Source organism: Aquicella lusitana, from assembly GCF_902459475.1.
GTDB classification, from domain to species: domain Bacteria; phylum Pseudomonadota; class Gammaproteobacteria; order DSM-16500; family DSM-16500; genus Aquicella; species Aquicella lusitana.
In genome coordinates this window covers 255696-270394 of the sequence record NZ_LR699114.1, presented here as the reverse complement: position 1 = coordinate 270394, position 14699 = coordinate 255696, and the positions used below count along the sequence as shown (strand labels likewise).

Below are 14699 nucleotides of genomic sequence, written 5' to 3'. Positions count from 1 at the left end.
TTATCTGCAGCCCGCCCGATCCAGTTCATAGTTAAGGATCGTCACACATTGCGAAGCAAACAACATTTTCTTACCCAAGCTTATTGTCTTAAGACCATGGCGTATGAGCCCTTTAACACTTTTTTTTGGCATAGCCAGATGATCGCTTAAAATAAAGACTGGATTTGATGCTAACGCCATTGACCTAATGTCTTCTCCTTTACGGTCAAGCAGATAAACCGTCCGCGTTTCAAGTAGGTGACTCGCTAATTTTTCAAAACCAAATCCGCTGATCTGAAGCCCCGGAGCTATAGTTCGCGTTTCATTTTTCTGCAAGGCTGGGCTGTCTCTTAACGCTTTTTCCACCAGTTCAAGTACCGCTTCTTCGTGAAAGCCGGCAATCGACAACCCCTCACTACCGGATAATTTAATAGTACGAGGAAAATCCTCGGCGCTATCGAGTATGATATAGATTTCGACTTGATCCCTAAAACCATTCGAAACAAAAAAAGCATTCATTACTGAATGGGCAATCACTTCAAAATGGCCTTTTGTTCCAATTTGAGCTCTAACTTGCTCCCAACGGGTCGTTCCTTTACGTGCTCTAATGACAAACGTTCGCATGTCGCTGTCCTTTAAAAAGCCCTACTTATATTTGCTTTGTATTATGCAGATTCGATACGGCATTGGCTAATCAATTATTAGCGTAAAAATAAATTTATAATCCGAATGAATGGACTTGAAAGCTCGCTAGTAAAACTTATATTCCGCTGGTGAAACTGCACCTGTCATTGCGCGTAGCGAAACATTCCAGGTTTTTCGACGCTGCTGTCATCCTGAGAGCGTTTTTTGCTCGAAGGATCTCCCGATATACAAAAGGAGATCCTTCGCTGCGCTCCACTACTGTCCGGTGAACCAGATTAAAAATTGATCGTCCTTGGTAAAGCGCTATGATAGCGCGCTAAACACCACATTTAGCACCAAGGACGAACTGATGAAAGATACCGTTTTTCAACGATTATTAAAACCCGTTACAAAAAAATTAATGAAGGAATGTATAGAACGCTTTCGATCTGATCATCGTTATGAATCATTTAATACATTTGAACATTTAAAAACGATGATTTATGCACATATTAATGAAATTAAAAGCTTACGCACGTTAGAGGTTGCGATAAACAGTCAAAAAATTGGTATAAAAACGCAAGTAAAACGCTCGACCTTAAGTGATGCCAATCGAAAACGACCAGCCGAAAGTTTCTTTTGGATATTAGAACAGCTTATGTCTTTGTTACCCAGGAAAAAACATAAAGAAATAAAAAAAGTAATCAGGATATTAGATAGTAGCCCGATACAGCTAAGAGGCCAAGGGTACGATGAGTGGTCAAAGCAATATGCGACTCGGCATATACAAGGATTAAAACTACATGTTGAATATGATTTAGGATTAGATTTGCCCTTAAGGATGAAGTTGAGTCATCCAAATTGTAATGATGCGACGATGGGACAAAAATGGCCAATCCTTAAAAACACCCTTTATGTGTTTGATAAAGGTTACTACGATTACAATTGGTGGTGGAGCATCAACAAAAGGCAGGCTTATTTTGTGACTCGATTAAAGAAGAATGCGGCCATTGTTATAGAAAGCCGGCAAAAAAATACTCGCGAACCCATCTTACAAGATTGTCTTTTTAGAATTTCAAATAAAGTTCCACGTGGTGGAAAACGCATGGAATATAGCGAGACGCTGAGATATATAAGTGTAAAAAGAGAAGGAAAAACTCCTCTTATTTTGGTAACTAACTTGAAAGATTTACCAGCAGAAAATATTGCTAAGCTTTATAAAGCCCGATGGGAAATAGAGCTATTTTTTAAATGGATCAAGCAAAATCTTCGACTTAAAAAATTTCTGGGCCGATCTTCTAATGCGGTTAAAATTCAAATAGCAACAGCCTTGATTGCTTTTATATTGATACAGATATTTAAAAATGTTTCAAATGAGAAACGTTCATTACATCTCGTTTTAGTCTGGATCAGACATAATTTGCATGTTGCAGAATATCGCAATAGACAATACAAGCCTCCTATTTATTTAATTTCAAGGAGGCCTGTTTATTTATGATACAGGTTCACCGGACAGTAGTGCGCTTCGCTCAGGATGACAGCGAAGCGAAGGATGACAGCATTGTGAACTTTAAGTTTAATCATTTTATAATTTTTTATCTTGTTTCATCCTGCTGAGAAGCGGGCATGCTTCCCGGTCTCTGCATGCGTGTATCGGCTGGCATTCTATTGTTGCCTGGTCTCATGCCCGGCATTCCCTGGTCACGCATCATCATCTCCTGGTGCATCTTGTGCATCATGGTGGAATACCTGGCGCTCGTATAGGATGTACATACCATATCCAACACGGCAAGCACCACCACAATAATACCGACAATTTTTGCGAGCATCGTTCCCGCACCCTGGGTACGCATTGACCAGATAATTAATGAAAAACCAAAACTGAATGCGATTAACTCAACGGCAAAACTGATTTGAGCGAGCATCATGGAAGCGCCTCCTCTGCTTGGTATGAAATAATCCAACAAAAACAAAACTGACCTAATTAGTATATCTTAATTTTTATACTGCCTGTCGCTTGATCTAGAAAAGATCTTTATTTCCAGTTGCTTACAGCCCATAAGGTATATCATTATATAATCAATTGCATAAATCCTAAAAAGGAATCCTTATGAATCGTTACACATGGAATTTACTATTGTGTGTTTGCATCAGTGTATTGACTGCCTGCGCTCAAACAACCGATCCAGATAAAGTACCCAGCCTGGAAAGTTTTCACACGAGTGATTTGCCTACCGGGAGCAGTGACGCTGCCATGACCGCTGCAAAAACGTATTAGGAAAAAAATATTCGCATGAGCAGCCGGGATATAATCTGAGCGAAGGTAAAAGCAAGCCCTACAGAAAGGATGGCTAGCAAAAAGAATTCCACGAATAAACTGCCGTAGATATATGCTTGACTGGCGCCCAAGATGCGCAGTAAGCGATATGTCTGTCTTCTTTCATCCATGCTGGAAAGCAGCGTGGTAATGAAAATCAGAATGGCAGCGCCCACAGCAAATGCAAACAGATACAGAAAAGCGGAAGCGATTTTATAAATCAAATCCTGCAATTGGTTCAATGCATTTGCCACATCAATGATCGTCATATTGGGAAAGTCCCGTATCAGCTGATTAAGCATCCCCGCCTGCTTTGGCTGTAAATGAAAACTGGTAATGTAGGTCGCCGGGAATGGCTCTAACATACCGGGCGTAAAAATAACATAAAAATTCGGATGAAAAGATCCCCAATCCAGGCTGCGAAAATTACTGATTCGCGCACTGACCCGCTGGTCACCTATTTGAAATGTCAATTCATCCCCGAGTTTTAGCTGCAGATCATCTGCCAGGTTTTTTTCTACCGAAATCAGGGCTTTTCCCCTGTCCGCCGCGCTCCAGGTTTTACCTTCTATGACTTTATTATCCGAAGGATAATGCAGCATAGAACTTAAATTGAGCTCACGATGCAGCGCATTATGATGTCGCACGTTTTCCGGTATGGCGGTCATGATAGGCTGGCCATTTAACTCGATAAGACGGCCTCTTACCATGGAATAAATGCCTTCAATTGATATCTGCCGTTTTGAAAAAAACTCCTGCACTGTCTCTATATCAGCAGGGGCAATATTAAACGCAAAATAATTCGGTGTATTTGCCGGCAACGTCTGTTGCCAATTGGCGATAATGTTGTTGCGCACCATGCCCAATACGAGGAGTGACATTAAAATCAGCGTAAATGCAGACAGTTGTATACTCACACTTTCCGGGTGCTGTACCATTTGGCTGATACCACGCCGCACCACGCCTTCAGTGAATCGGCGTACCCGACGTAATAAACCGAGTATCAGCACACTAATAACATATAAAAAACCCACGCTTAACAGAAGAACATCAAGAAAAAACAAGGCAAGTAATGAAAAATCCATCATCCAATACACAAAAAGCAGCAAAAAACCTATCGCTATCACCATGTAGATATGCTGCTGCCTTCGCCTTGCTGTGATTTCATGACGCCAGAGATAGAGAGGCGACGTGCGTGGCAGGACGCTGACAATGGGATATGCATAACAAAATAACAGTAGCAAACTGGTCACAAAACCCATCAACACGGGGCTGCTGCCAGCGGCTGGCAAGGGGAATCGGACAAAATCCTTGAATAGCGCCGCAATCGCTTCCTGCAATAAATAACCCGCTGCGATACCCGTCACACCGGCTGCCAGCGCAAGCATGGTGAGCTGCCAGACAAATACCAGAATAATTTGATTCTCGTGCGCGCCCAGGCAGCGCCACAATGCAACCTGTTTATAATGTCTTTCAAGATATTGCCGCGTACTGAGCGCAATGGCCACGCCACTTATCAGCAGACAAAATAACAATACCAGCTGCAAGTAATTTTCTGCACGCTGCATTGTATTTTGCAGCACAAATCGCTGGCTATTGATATCCATCAAGCGTTGGCCGGGCTTAAGCTGCGGCTTTATCCAACGGCTGAACGCCTGAATCTGTTCCTGCTTGCCTGCCAAAAGCAGACGGTAGTCTACACGACTGCCCGCAAGCACCGTACGCGTGGCGGGCACATCATCCAGCCGGATCATGATTCGCGGTGCAATGACCCAGCCAGTATTCACCATCTCCATGTCACCGGGCAACAAGGCACGCACGTTAAAACGCATCGCACCCAGCATCACTTTATCATTCACTTGAATCGATAATAATCCCAGCAATCGAGGCTCAACCCACGCCGTTTGACGCGGCAATTGCAGCGGTGCCGGCTCAAGTACAGGATAACTTTCTGAAACCGCCTGCACATTCACTAACTGCAAATGCCCTGCCGCACTAACCATGGAAGGATAAACCCACACTTGCGCTGTGCGCAATTCTAATTCCCTGGCTTTTTGCAACCAGACTTCCGGGATCTGTGAAGGACTGCTCACGACCAGATCGCCCCCCAATATTTTCGCACTCTGCTGGTAAAAACCTTTTTTTAACCGGTCAGTATAAAAATGCAGACTGGTGATCGCGGTCACCGCCAACCAGAGCGCAAAAAAGATAATCAGCCACTGTCCGCGGCGCAATTCCCGCCACAGCGTTTTGGCCGCCAGTAGGAATGTTTTCAACATGGATGCAGCATTCCTTCGCGTAATAACAATCTTCGTCCGCAACGTGCTGCCAACTGCTCGTCGTGTGTCACCAGTACAAGCGTGGTTTGATGCTGCCGATTAAGCTCGAAAAGCCTGTCTGCCACTAATTTCCCTGTTTCCACATCCAAATTGCCGGTCATTTCATCGGCAAAAATGATTTTTCGATTGTTGACAAACGCGCGCGCAATCGCGACACGCTGCTGTTCACCGCCAGAAAGTTGAGCAGGATAATGATGTAATCGCTTGCCAAGGCCTACCCTATCGAGCCATGCCGCCGCTTCCTGTTCCGCTTTTTCGTGCACAATATATTGAATTTCAAGTGGCAACATGACATTTTCAAGTGCCGTGAGCGCCGGCAATAACTGGAATGATTGAAAGATAAATCCTACATGCAGCGCACGGATTTTGGCACGCTCTTCTTCGTCGAGATCATTAAGATGGTGCCGCTGAAAAAAAATATCGCCAGATGTAGGAAGATCAAGACCGGCAAGCAGCGTAAGCAGTGTGGTTTTTCCCGAACCGGATGCACCCAGGATCGCAATACTTTCTCCTGGCTTTATCTCTACATTGACATCCTTTAAAATCACTATTTCGCTCTCACCACTGTGTACCCGTTTACTGACATGTTCTGCAAGGAGGAAAGAAGAAGTGTCCTCAGGCATACATAAAATCCTTTTTGGTTTGCTGTGGTGCTTATTCACTTTACCAGTAATGGCTGAAAACACAATCCTCGTCATCGGCGACAGCTTGAGTGCAGCTTATGGCATTGAGCCCAAACAAGGTTGGGTGGCACTGCTTCAGGAAAAATTAACCAAAGAAAAATTCGATTATCGCGTCATCAATGCCAGTGTATCCGGTGACACGACCAGCAATGGCCTCGCACGATTACCGGCTGCGCTTAAAAAATATCAGCCTGATATTACTATTATCCAATTAGGCGCGAATGATGGTTTGCGAGGACTTGATACGGCAGTCATTAAAAAAAATCTAGAACAAATGATTGCGCTGGCAAAAAAAGAGAAGAGCAAAGTGTTAGTACTGGGTATCCGTCTGCCTACTAATTATGGGCCCCAGTATACAACACAATTCGAGCAAATCTTCACCGGCCTTGCCAAACGAAAAGATATTCACGTGGTGTCCCTGCTTCTAAAAGGCATAGATGAAAATATCATCCATTTTCAGGCAGACGGATTACATCCTACCGCCGCTGCGCAGCCAATTATAGTAGCGAATGTCTGGTTTCAGCTTAGCGGTTTATTACGAAAAAACAATAACTAGTAGGTCTCTGTACACGACAAAATTTCTAAAGAATTAAAGTGTTAGCCAAATCTAGCGTTGCTCAGCACGACTTGGCGTTATAATAAAATCATATAAGCAAAGGCAGGAGGCGGGTATGAAAAAAATATTTTATAGTTTAATCGTAGGACTTTTATTTACAGCAAGTGCAAGCTTATTAACAGGCTGTAATACGGCTGAAGGTTTTGGCAGGGATGTTCACAAAGTAGTGACTCCTGGTCCAGACCAATATGATAGAACATAAATTGAGTACTAGTCTTTAAAAAAAGCCCGACAAAATTATGCCGGGCTTTTTTATACTTTCAATCAAAGAGCAAGACGAGAAGCTGCATTGGTATCAGCTTTAAAGCAGTTTGCCGTATCAATACCCACAACCCGAAATGCGGCTGCTGTTTCATTCAAGTCATACCTGTAATCCTGCGCCGCCTTCATGACGCCGCAAGCTGCGTCGGCGAATGAACTGGTGGAAGTCCAGTAAAAACGGTTAGCCTGCACCATGACGTCAAACGCTTTCTTAGCATCCCATCCAGGTGTATTCGCTAAAAGATAATAGACGCGATTGAAGATACCGCTTGAATGATGCACATCTATAGAGCTCTTGTATTGGCTTATGTTATCGATGGAACAGTTATTTCCCGGTTCACGACCCTTGCAATCTTTGCTGGGCTGATCCATGTAACGCAGCGCGACACCCTCTTCCTTCATATCGCCCCAGCCAACCAGAAAATCTGTTTTGCCATACGCATAAAACTCGGCTGCAATACCTGCCATATCCGAAAAAGCTTCATTTAATCCGCCAGATTGATGCTGGTATTCAAGGTCAGAATGCTGCTCTGTAAAGCCGTGGCTTATTTCATGTACCACCGTGTCAAGCGAGGTGAAGACATTGAAATCGAAACTGCCAGGACTGTCGCCAAAAATTACTTCATCGCCGTTCCAAAACGCGTTTTCTACTGGATAATGCACTAACACTGGCAGAAACATGGGCTTGCCGTTTTTCACCAGCATCGGAATCTTGTACCAGGATTGATACATATGGCTCGCGATGGTGGAACCGAATAAAGCATCATTGCTAGGCGACCAGGTCGTAGCAACAGCGTCAAAATTGCCATTCCAATATACATTGTTGTGTTCAGGATCTGGTGATTGGCAATTAAACTTCATCGTGTTGCCGGATGAATAATTGAGAATATTGACTTCATCATTCTTCATGTAACAAACTGCTGACCGGGCATCACGCAAGGCATTGAGCTTGGACGCATGGCCTTCCATGCCGTCAAAAATCTTTTGTCCCGTTTTATGATTGCCGCCAAATCCTCCGATTTCAGCCTTTTCCAATGTTTTTAAATCATTCCATTGTGCGTAAACCGTAAAATCGATGGCATCAACGATGTATATAGGCTTTTCTGGCATGGCGTGTGAAGCAGACGGTACAAAAAAGCTGATCTGATACGCCCAATGCGCTCGGTTACGCTGATCAACGTATACGATCAACTTGCTTTCCTGTTTTGTAAAATGGTTAGTGCGACCCTTTTGGTCCGCATAAAGCGATTCAACTTGTGACACAGCTTTTTTCATCTGGGCTTCGGTGAAGATTGAAGCAGGTGTATTCAATAAATCCTCATTAAGTCCTTGATAGACTGTACCATTGACGATGGTTTGCGGTGTGATAGCTGATTTGAGGGACGCTTTACTATTACCGCCTTGTGGCACATGCACCACAGCATCAGCGCCGCGCACAGGATAACCCTGATAAGTCTGCCTGACGCGGATATGTAGTGTATTATTGAAGTCAGTGGCACGGTTGATTTCATCCAGCGCCATGGATGAAGCTAAGGTTTTTTTATTCTGCAACCAATTGGCGCCTTCATAATCAAGATGAATGGGCGTAGCCGCAAACACGGGGAAAGAAATCAAAGCTGTTCCCAATCCTATTATTTTTCTCATGTGAATATCCTTAATAAGAACTAAAAAAATTGAAGGTGTTAAAGGTAAAACGCGTTAAATAATAACATAAAATTATTGCCAAAACCTGCCGGGAATTTTTCGTTTTCTGTTTAAAAAAGCATAAGCATTTATTGAAATGACGTGTTATTCTTTTTTCTGAAACCCTTAAGCGTTTTCAGGTAAAGGACTATCATCAGTGAGAACAGTCTATACAAAAAACAAAAGAATAGCCTTGTTATCACTGGCTGCATTGGGCGTCGTCTATGGCGACATTGGTACCAGCCCGCTTTATGCCGTACGTGAATCCCTATATGGACTGCCGTTAACAAGAGAAAATATTCTGGGTGTGCTATCGCTGATTTTCTGGTCACTTATCCTGGTCATCTCCACAAAATACTTGATTCTCATTCTGCGTGCCGATAATGACGGGGAAGGCGGAATCCTTGCCTTGCTAGCGCTGCTAAAACAAACTAGTGGTAAATTTTATAGATTGTTTTTCTGGATCGGAGCCATCGGGGCAGGCCTTTTGATTGGCGACGGCATGCTAACGCCTGCCATTTCTGTCGTCAGCGCTATTGAAGGACTTCAGGTTATCTCGCCCACTTTTTCCGATTTAATTCTGCCTTTAACTATTATCATTTTATTGGGCTTATTTATTTTTCAGCACAAAGGCACAGCCAAAATTGGTGGTTATTTTGGCCCTATCATTCTATGCTGGTTTATCACCATAGGCGTATTGGGTGGCGCGCAAATCTTGGCAAATCCCCAGGTATTAAGCGCAATTAATCCCTATTATGGCATTGAATTTTTTCATCACAATGGCTGGACAGGGTATGCCCTATTGGGCGGCGTCTTTCTTGTTGTAACGGGCGGTGAAGCCCTCTATGCCGATCTTGGCCATTTTGGAAAAACGCCGATACGTATAGGTTGGTTCGTAGTAGCGCTACCCGGTCTGTTACTCAATTATTTTGGGCAGGGCGCTTACCTGTTGCGATTTCCGGAAGCCATCATCAATCCTTTTTACGCGATTGCACCCATGTGGTTTTCGTTTCCACTGCTGATTATTGCAACCGTTGCTACGATCATTGCTTCGCAAGCCGTTATTTCTGCTGCTTTTTCACTCACCAAACAAGCAGTTCTACTCGAACTTTATCCGCGACTACCCATCATCCAAACGTCCGAAAGGCAAAAAGGACAGATTTATATACCGCAAATTAATTTTATTTTGGCTATCGGCACCCTCTCGCTGGTTTTTGCTTTTAAAAGCTCCAGTGCACTGGCTCACGCATATGGTATCGCAGTTAACTTGGATATGCTGGCCGTGACACTCATGGTCACCTGTGTGGCCTATCAGCATTGGCGCTGGTCTTTCACCAAAATCATTGCGGTATTTTCCATCTTTTTGCTCTTTGATATCGCATTTCTGGGCGCAAATGCACAAAAAATTTTAACAGGCGGCTGGGTTCCGCTCGTGTTTGCACTGGTTTGTGCTTTTATTATGGTGACTTGGCAAAAAGGCATTGCCTTTTTACGCTCCTCCTATTATCAGGATAAAGTTGCGCTAACGCGAATCATTGATCAATTCAGACCGGAAGAATTAAATTATTTACCTGGCGCCACTGCAATTTTTATTACAGATCCTTATGATGAAAGCGGCGGTAGTTTATTACATTATCTTAAATTGAACCATATCATGCCTGAGCATGTGCTAATCGTGAGTATCTCGATTGAAAATCGTCCGTATTTATCTGGGCATGAGCATTATGAATTTAAACAACTTAGTAAGGGCATTTATCGTTTAATTTTACATTATGGGTTCATGCAGCTAACCGACATACCCGAAGCGCTTGCGAGCGCCGAGAAATTAAAACTATTTCCTTTTCCGCTCGATCTTGGCCAAGCTACCTATCTCATCGAAATCACGCATATCTCAGCTACCAAGCGCAAAAAAACACTGCTCTTTTACTGGCAGGAAATATTATTTGCCTTTCTGATGCGCAATGCGGTCATCGACATTGAATTCTTTCATCTGCCCTACAACCGCACCATTGCCATCGGTACTTATTGCGAAATATGAAGCATTATCTGCTTGCTGTGTTCATTTTTGTTATTATCTTGTGCCAATACGGCTGGTACAAGGCAAGAAAAAAACTGACCTTCGTTCAAAAAAAACGGGATAGCCATCTTACTGCAAGGCTTGATCTTATTTCCTTATGCGTACTTCTTGGCGGATATATCCTGCTTGTTATTCATCCTTATAAATTGTCGTTGCTGCTCTATTCTTTTTCCGCGATTGTAATAGGCGTTTACCTACAGGCTGTTTACTACCGTTACCTGAGCAAATCTGCTTTTCCTGATGCTTACTTAAAAGCAGCACTCGTTTATTTTACCATTCAATATTGCAACACGATCGCCCTCGGTTTTATTGTATTGCTTTTATATAATATTGTCTGAGATGAGAAGGCATACCCGCTTTCGGACCCCTTTTTATTTTCCCGTAAACCCCGCAAGCCCCCACAAAGAGTTTTTTTAAATATATGACCTTGACCATTCAAACTCTCCGAGCTTAACTAAATGAATTTATTTGAATTTTTTATTTAGCAATCAGGGGACTCTTAATAACCAAAGCAACAAAGCGCAATATAATAAAGGTATAAATAACGAGGATGTTTTAAAAAAATAACGCAGGGATTGCTTCCTGAACAATAAGAAAAAAGGGAGGCAATATGGTTGCATTCATTCTCTCATTGACATTGAGCGCGATAATTTTCTTTCCTCATACGGCCTTGGCTAAAACTTACGGCGCGAAATTATGCGATTTACCGCAATACGAGTGCTACGCCGTCAAGCGAGGCGATTCATGGCAAAAATTATTTCCAGATGAAGATCAACGCGACATTGTCATGCGAATTAACCGCATGAACACCAAGTTATATCCAGGATTGAAAATCGCTGTCCCCACATCGTTTGGCTCCGACCCCCTTGACTATTCGCCTTTTCCTCAGTACATAGACCCACCTGGCACTAAATTTATTTTAGTTTCATTATCAAAGCTTGCCTTCGGTGCTTACGATTCAAATGGTACGCTCCAACGTTGGGGACCTGTTTCAGGCGGACAGAATTATTGCGCGGATGTACGGCGCGGCTGCCGCACGCCTGCAGGAAAATTTGCTATCTACCAGAAACGGGGTGCAGGATGTGTCTCCAGCAAGTTCCCTCTTGGCAAAGGCGGCGCACCAATGCCTTATTGCATGTTCTTCCATCGCGGATTCGCGTTGCACGGTTCCTATACCGTGCCGGGTTATCACGATAGTCACGGCTGCGTGCGTCTATTTGTCAATGACGCCAAATGGTTGAACCAGGAATTTGCCAATGGGTCGCGGGTCACGGTGATTATCAACAAATAATAACGATACTATGCCGATTTGCTGTTTTCTGTACCGGAAAATGGTTCATTTAACCGAAATTCCAGACCGGAACCCGAAAGATACTGAAACGCTCTCAGTTCAAATAACGGCAATATAGCGTAGATATAATCAAAAATATCAGCCTGAATTTTTTCATAGCGCGCCCAGTCAATATCATTTGAAAAAAGATAAAGTTCGATGGGTATCCCTTTGCCGGACGTTTCCAGTTCCCGCACAATGAATGTCATCTCATGATGCACCTTGGGATGCTGCTGCAAGTACGCTTCCAAATAAATACGAAAAGCAGTGAGATTTGTCATGCACCGTTCGTTTGCATGCGCGAGCTTGGCAATCATGTGATCATTGCTTTGATTTAGTCCTTCTTTTGCATGCTGCAATCGGGTTCGCAGCAAAGGAATTTGCGACAAGCGGTTAAATAAGGTTTCATCGCAGAATTTAATGCTGTTTACATCCACAAAAAAAGCACGTTTGATCCGACGGCCGCCTGATTCACTCATGCCGCGCCAATTTTTGACTCCGTTACTTAGCAAAGCATAACTGGGTATAGTCACGATGGTTTTGTCAAAATTTTGTATCTTGATGGTATTAAGAGAAATATCAATGACATTCCCATCAGCGCCAAAATTAGGCATCTCAATCCAATCACCGATTCGAACCATGTCATACGCGCTTAACTGAATACTGGCAACAAAACCAAGGATAGAATCGCGGAAAATTAATAAAATCACCGCCGTCATGGCACCAAGACCGGTAAGAAAATACATGGGTGATTTATTCACAAATACTGAGATGACCAAGATGCCGGTCAGGCAGTAAAGAATAATTTTTGCGACCTGCAAATAACTTTTGATGGAATAATGGCGCGCAATCTTGAGATATTGATAACGCGTTTCAATACTGTTTAATAGCGATGAAATAGTAAAAGCACCGATGATTATCATATAAACCAGCGCCAATGTCTCTATCAGCTTGACTGCAGATGGCAGCGTCGGCAGCCCGGTTATTTCAATCAGGTGAATGCTGGAATAGATAATAAACGAGGGAATCAGCAACGAGAGGCGATGAAAAAAACGATGCCCATAGGCCGATTGAATCCAGATATAGCTGGGTCTCGTTGACAACGTTGCCGTAAAGCGTAACAAAAGATAGCGCACCAAATAAAAACTTACAATGCTGATAAGGAATATGCCCGTGACAATTACCAACAGTATCAGCCAGCTCGATGTGCCTGCGCTGGTATTAAATGATGCGAATCCATTTTGCATGTAGTTTTGAATCAAATTTTCAACACTGGTCAACATATGGAAACATCTTCTCGTTAATTAATCGTTAGCGATGAGGCATTGCATCGTGTTTTAACAGGTTATTATCGGAAGTAACACTGCAGAATTCGTTTATTTTCAATTTATTGCTTTAAATATTTATCATTCTTGGCACATAAATCTCAAATTTGAATTGAGCATTGTACATTACTTCGCGGAAAAATTAAATATTTTGTCTGGAAATTGCTTGTGAAATTAAAAATAAAAATTTATAACTGCATAAAATTTTTAAAAAAATGCATGCATTCAATCGAATTTGGTGATCTGTATACGCTGTGATATACTCTGTTAATCTTTTTCAGGCAATATTGGCGTTAATTTTGCCGTAGAATACCTGAAATAAATCTGCGCTTTAATTTTTTTCTGCGTGAAGTTTTCCTTAAATTGACAGCATTGAGTTATAACGCGTTTCAAACATTTATATTTTTTCGTCAAGTTGGGTCGCTTATCATGAAAAATACTGCCATCAAGCTTTGTAATGAAACTATTTATCCAGGTGAAATATTATCGCTTGCGCTTCCTTCACCGCAGCTATTTAGCTGCGCACCACTCCATATACCTATCAAAGTGATTCATGGCAAACAGAGCGGGCCTTGTCTTTTATTAACCGCGGCCATGCATGGCAATGAAATTAATGGCACGGAAATCATTCACCGCTTGCTGAATTTACCTATGATTTCAAGACTGCGAGGAACACTGATCGCGGTCCCTATTTTAAATGTATATGGTTTTATCAATCGCGACCGTTATCTGCCAGGGGGAGTGGATTTAAATCGCAGTTTCCCCGGCGCAAAAAATGGTTCAATGGCGGAAAGAATTGCTCATCTTTTTTCAACAGAAATCTTGAGCCGATCGAATTACTGTATAGATTTGCAGACAGGTCCGCTTAACTGCAGTAACCTGCCTCAGGTTTACGCAAATTTTAACGACAAGCAGTCCCTTGAATTGGCGAAGGCTTTCAACACACCTATTATTCTCAACGCCGTTCCCGAGGCTGGTTCCCTGCAATCATTAGCAACAGAAAAACATATCCCTTTCCTGATGTACGAAGCAGGCGAAGCTATGCGTTTTGATGAACACGCTATTACAACCGGCCTCGAAGGCATTATCAATGTCATGCGCAAACTGGAAATGCTGCCTGAGAAAAATCGACAAGAAAAATCATTTAAAAGCCTGCTCGCCCAAACCAGTGTCTGGATTTGTTCTTCCTCAAGCGGCGTCAGTCACTCCAAACATAAACTGGGTCAACATGTACAAAAAGGCGATACGCTTAGCGTTATCAAGGACCCCTTTGGTGCCAGCGAAAACGTGACATTATTCAGCCCCAACGAAGGCGTTATTGTTGGAAAAAACAATCTGCCGCTAGTACATGAAGGGGAAGCACTCTTTCAACTCGCTGTGTTCCCGGAAATGAATCATGCTGCCAATCACCTGGAGGCATGGCATGTGAACAGTACTCAACGCTAATTTGTAAACAAGGTACCTC

General features: G+C 42.9%; 14 protein-coding genes. 8 read left to right on the top strand and 6 right to left on the bottom strand.

The annotated features are described in order from the left end of the window. On the bottom strand, positions 1-603 hold the full coding sequence (locus AQUSIP_RS01240; RefSeq protein ID WP_148326073.1) for a tRNA (pseudouridine(54)-N(1))-methyltransferase TrmY: 603 nt from the start codon (positions 601-603) through the stop codon (positions 1-3). Between the two features lie 370 nt (positions 604-973). Here AQUSIP_RS01240 and AQUSIP_RS01235 point away from each other — a divergent pair, with 370 nt between their 5' ends. Beyond that, the gene (locus AQUSIP_RS01235) at positions 974-2101 is read left to right on the top strand and encodes an IS4 family transposase (RefSeq protein ID WP_232058605.1); all 1128 of its coding nucleotides are present in this window, start codon (positions 974-976) and stop codon (positions 2099-2101) included. A gap of 97 nt (positions 2102-2198) precedes the next feature. Here the strand turns inward: AQUSIP_RS01235 and AQUSIP_RS01230 are convergent, their stop codons facing one another. Then, complete coding sequence (locus AQUSIP_RS01230; RefSeq protein ID WP_114834197.1) at positions 2199-2531, bottom strand: hypothetical protein; 333 nt, start codon at positions 2529-2531, stop codon at positions 2199-2201. A 182-nt stretch (positions 2532-2713) separates the two neighbouring features. Here AQUSIP_RS01230 and AQUSIP_RS12310 point away from each other — a divergent pair, with 182 nt between their 5' ends. After that, on the top strand, positions 2714-2881 hold the full coding sequence (locus tag AQUSIP_RS12310) for a hypothetical protein (RefSeq protein WP_170131782.1): 168 nt from the start codon (positions 2714-2716) through the stop codon (positions 2879-2881). On the opposite strand, the gene AQUSIP_RS01225 is transcribed toward AQUSIP_RS12310, so the two are convergent. Together AQUSIP_RS01225 and AQUSIP_RS01220 are read right to left on the bottom strand one after the other, a co-directional pair. After that, on the bottom strand, positions 2878-5199 hold the full coding sequence (locus tag AQUSIP_RS01225; RefSeq protein ID WP_114834198.1) for an ABC transporter permease: 2322 nt from the start codon (positions 5197-5199) through the stop codon (positions 2878-2880). The genes AQUSIP_RS12310 and AQUSIP_RS01225 overlap by 4 nt on opposite strands. After that, entirely contained in the window at positions 5193-5882 is a 690-nt protein-coding gene (locus AQUSIP_RS01220) for an ABC transporter ATP-binding protein (protein ID WP_114834199.1), read from the bottom strand. The genes AQUSIP_RS01225 and AQUSIP_RS01220 overlap by 7 nt, the downstream gene beginning before the upstream one ends. Between AQUSIP_RS01220 and AQUSIP_RS01215 the strand changes: the two genes are divergently transcribed. Both AQUSIP_RS01215 and AQUSIP_RS01210 read left to right on the top strand, forming a co-directional pair. Next, positions 5869-6498 carry an arylesterase gene (locus AQUSIP_RS01215; RefSeq protein WP_232058610.1) on the top strand — a complete coding sequence of 210 codons (630 nt, stop codon included), beginning with the start codon at positions 5869-5871 and terminating at the stop codon, positions 6496-6498. The two genes, AQUSIP_RS01220 and AQUSIP_RS01215, sit on opposite strands and share 14 nt — an antisense overlap. A 115-nt stretch (positions 6499-6613) precedes the next feature. Further along, complete coding sequence (locus AQUSIP_RS01210) at positions 6614-6760, top strand: entericidin EcnA/B family protein (RefSeq protein ID WP_114834200.1); 147 nt, start codon at positions 6614-6616, stop codon at positions 6758-6760. Between the two features lie 62 nt (positions 6761-6822). Here the strand turns inward: AQUSIP_RS01210 and AQUSIP_RS01205 are convergent, their stop codons facing one another. Next, complete coding sequence (locus AQUSIP_RS01205) at positions 6823-8463, bottom strand: M4 family metallopeptidase (protein ID WP_114834201.1); 1641 nt, start codon at positions 8461-8463, stop codon at positions 6823-6825. Between the two features lie 196 nt (positions 8464-8659). Here AQUSIP_RS01205 and AQUSIP_RS01200 point away from each other — a divergent pair, with 196 nt between their 5' ends. The 3 genes from AQUSIP_RS01200 (at position 8660) to AQUSIP_RS01190 (ending at position 11870) form a co-directional block, all read left to right on the top strand. Beyond that, positions 8660-10540 (top strand): potassium transporter Kup, encoded by a 1881-nt coding sequence (locus AQUSIP_RS01200; RefSeq protein WP_114834202.1) that lies wholly within the window; start codon positions 8660-8662, stop codon positions 10538-10540. Further along, entirely contained in the window at positions 10537-10917 is a 381-nt protein-coding gene (locus AQUSIP_RS01195; RefSeq protein ID WP_114834203.1) for a hypothetical protein, read from the top strand. Before AQUSIP_RS01200 ends, AQUSIP_RS01195 begins: the two co-directional genes overlap by 4 nt. A 272-nt stretch (positions 10918-11189) precedes the next feature. Then, complete coding sequence (locus tag AQUSIP_RS01190) at positions 11190-11870, top strand: L,D-transpeptidase (RefSeq protein ID WP_114834204.1); 681 nt, start codon at positions 11190-11192, stop codon at positions 11868-11870. An 8-nt stretch (positions 11871-11878) separates the two neighbouring features. Here AQUSIP_RS01190 and AQUSIP_RS01185 read toward each other — a convergent pair whose 3' ends face one another. Next, positions 11879-13192, bottom strand: coding sequence for a mechanosensitive ion channel family protein (locus AQUSIP_RS01185; protein WP_114834205.1), 1314 nt, complete (start codon positions 13190-13192; stop codon positions 11879-11881). 471 nt (positions 13193-13663) lie between these two features. Between AQUSIP_RS01185 and AQUSIP_RS01180 the strand changes: the two genes are divergently transcribed. After that, the gene (locus AQUSIP_RS01180; RefSeq protein ID WP_114834206.1) at positions 13664-14680 is read left to right on the top strand and encodes a succinylglutamate desuccinylase/aspartoacylase family protein; all 1017 of its coding nucleotides are present in this window, start codon (positions 13664-13666) and stop codon (positions 14678-14680) included. The last annotated feature ends 19 nt before the right edge of the window (positions 14681-14699 follow it).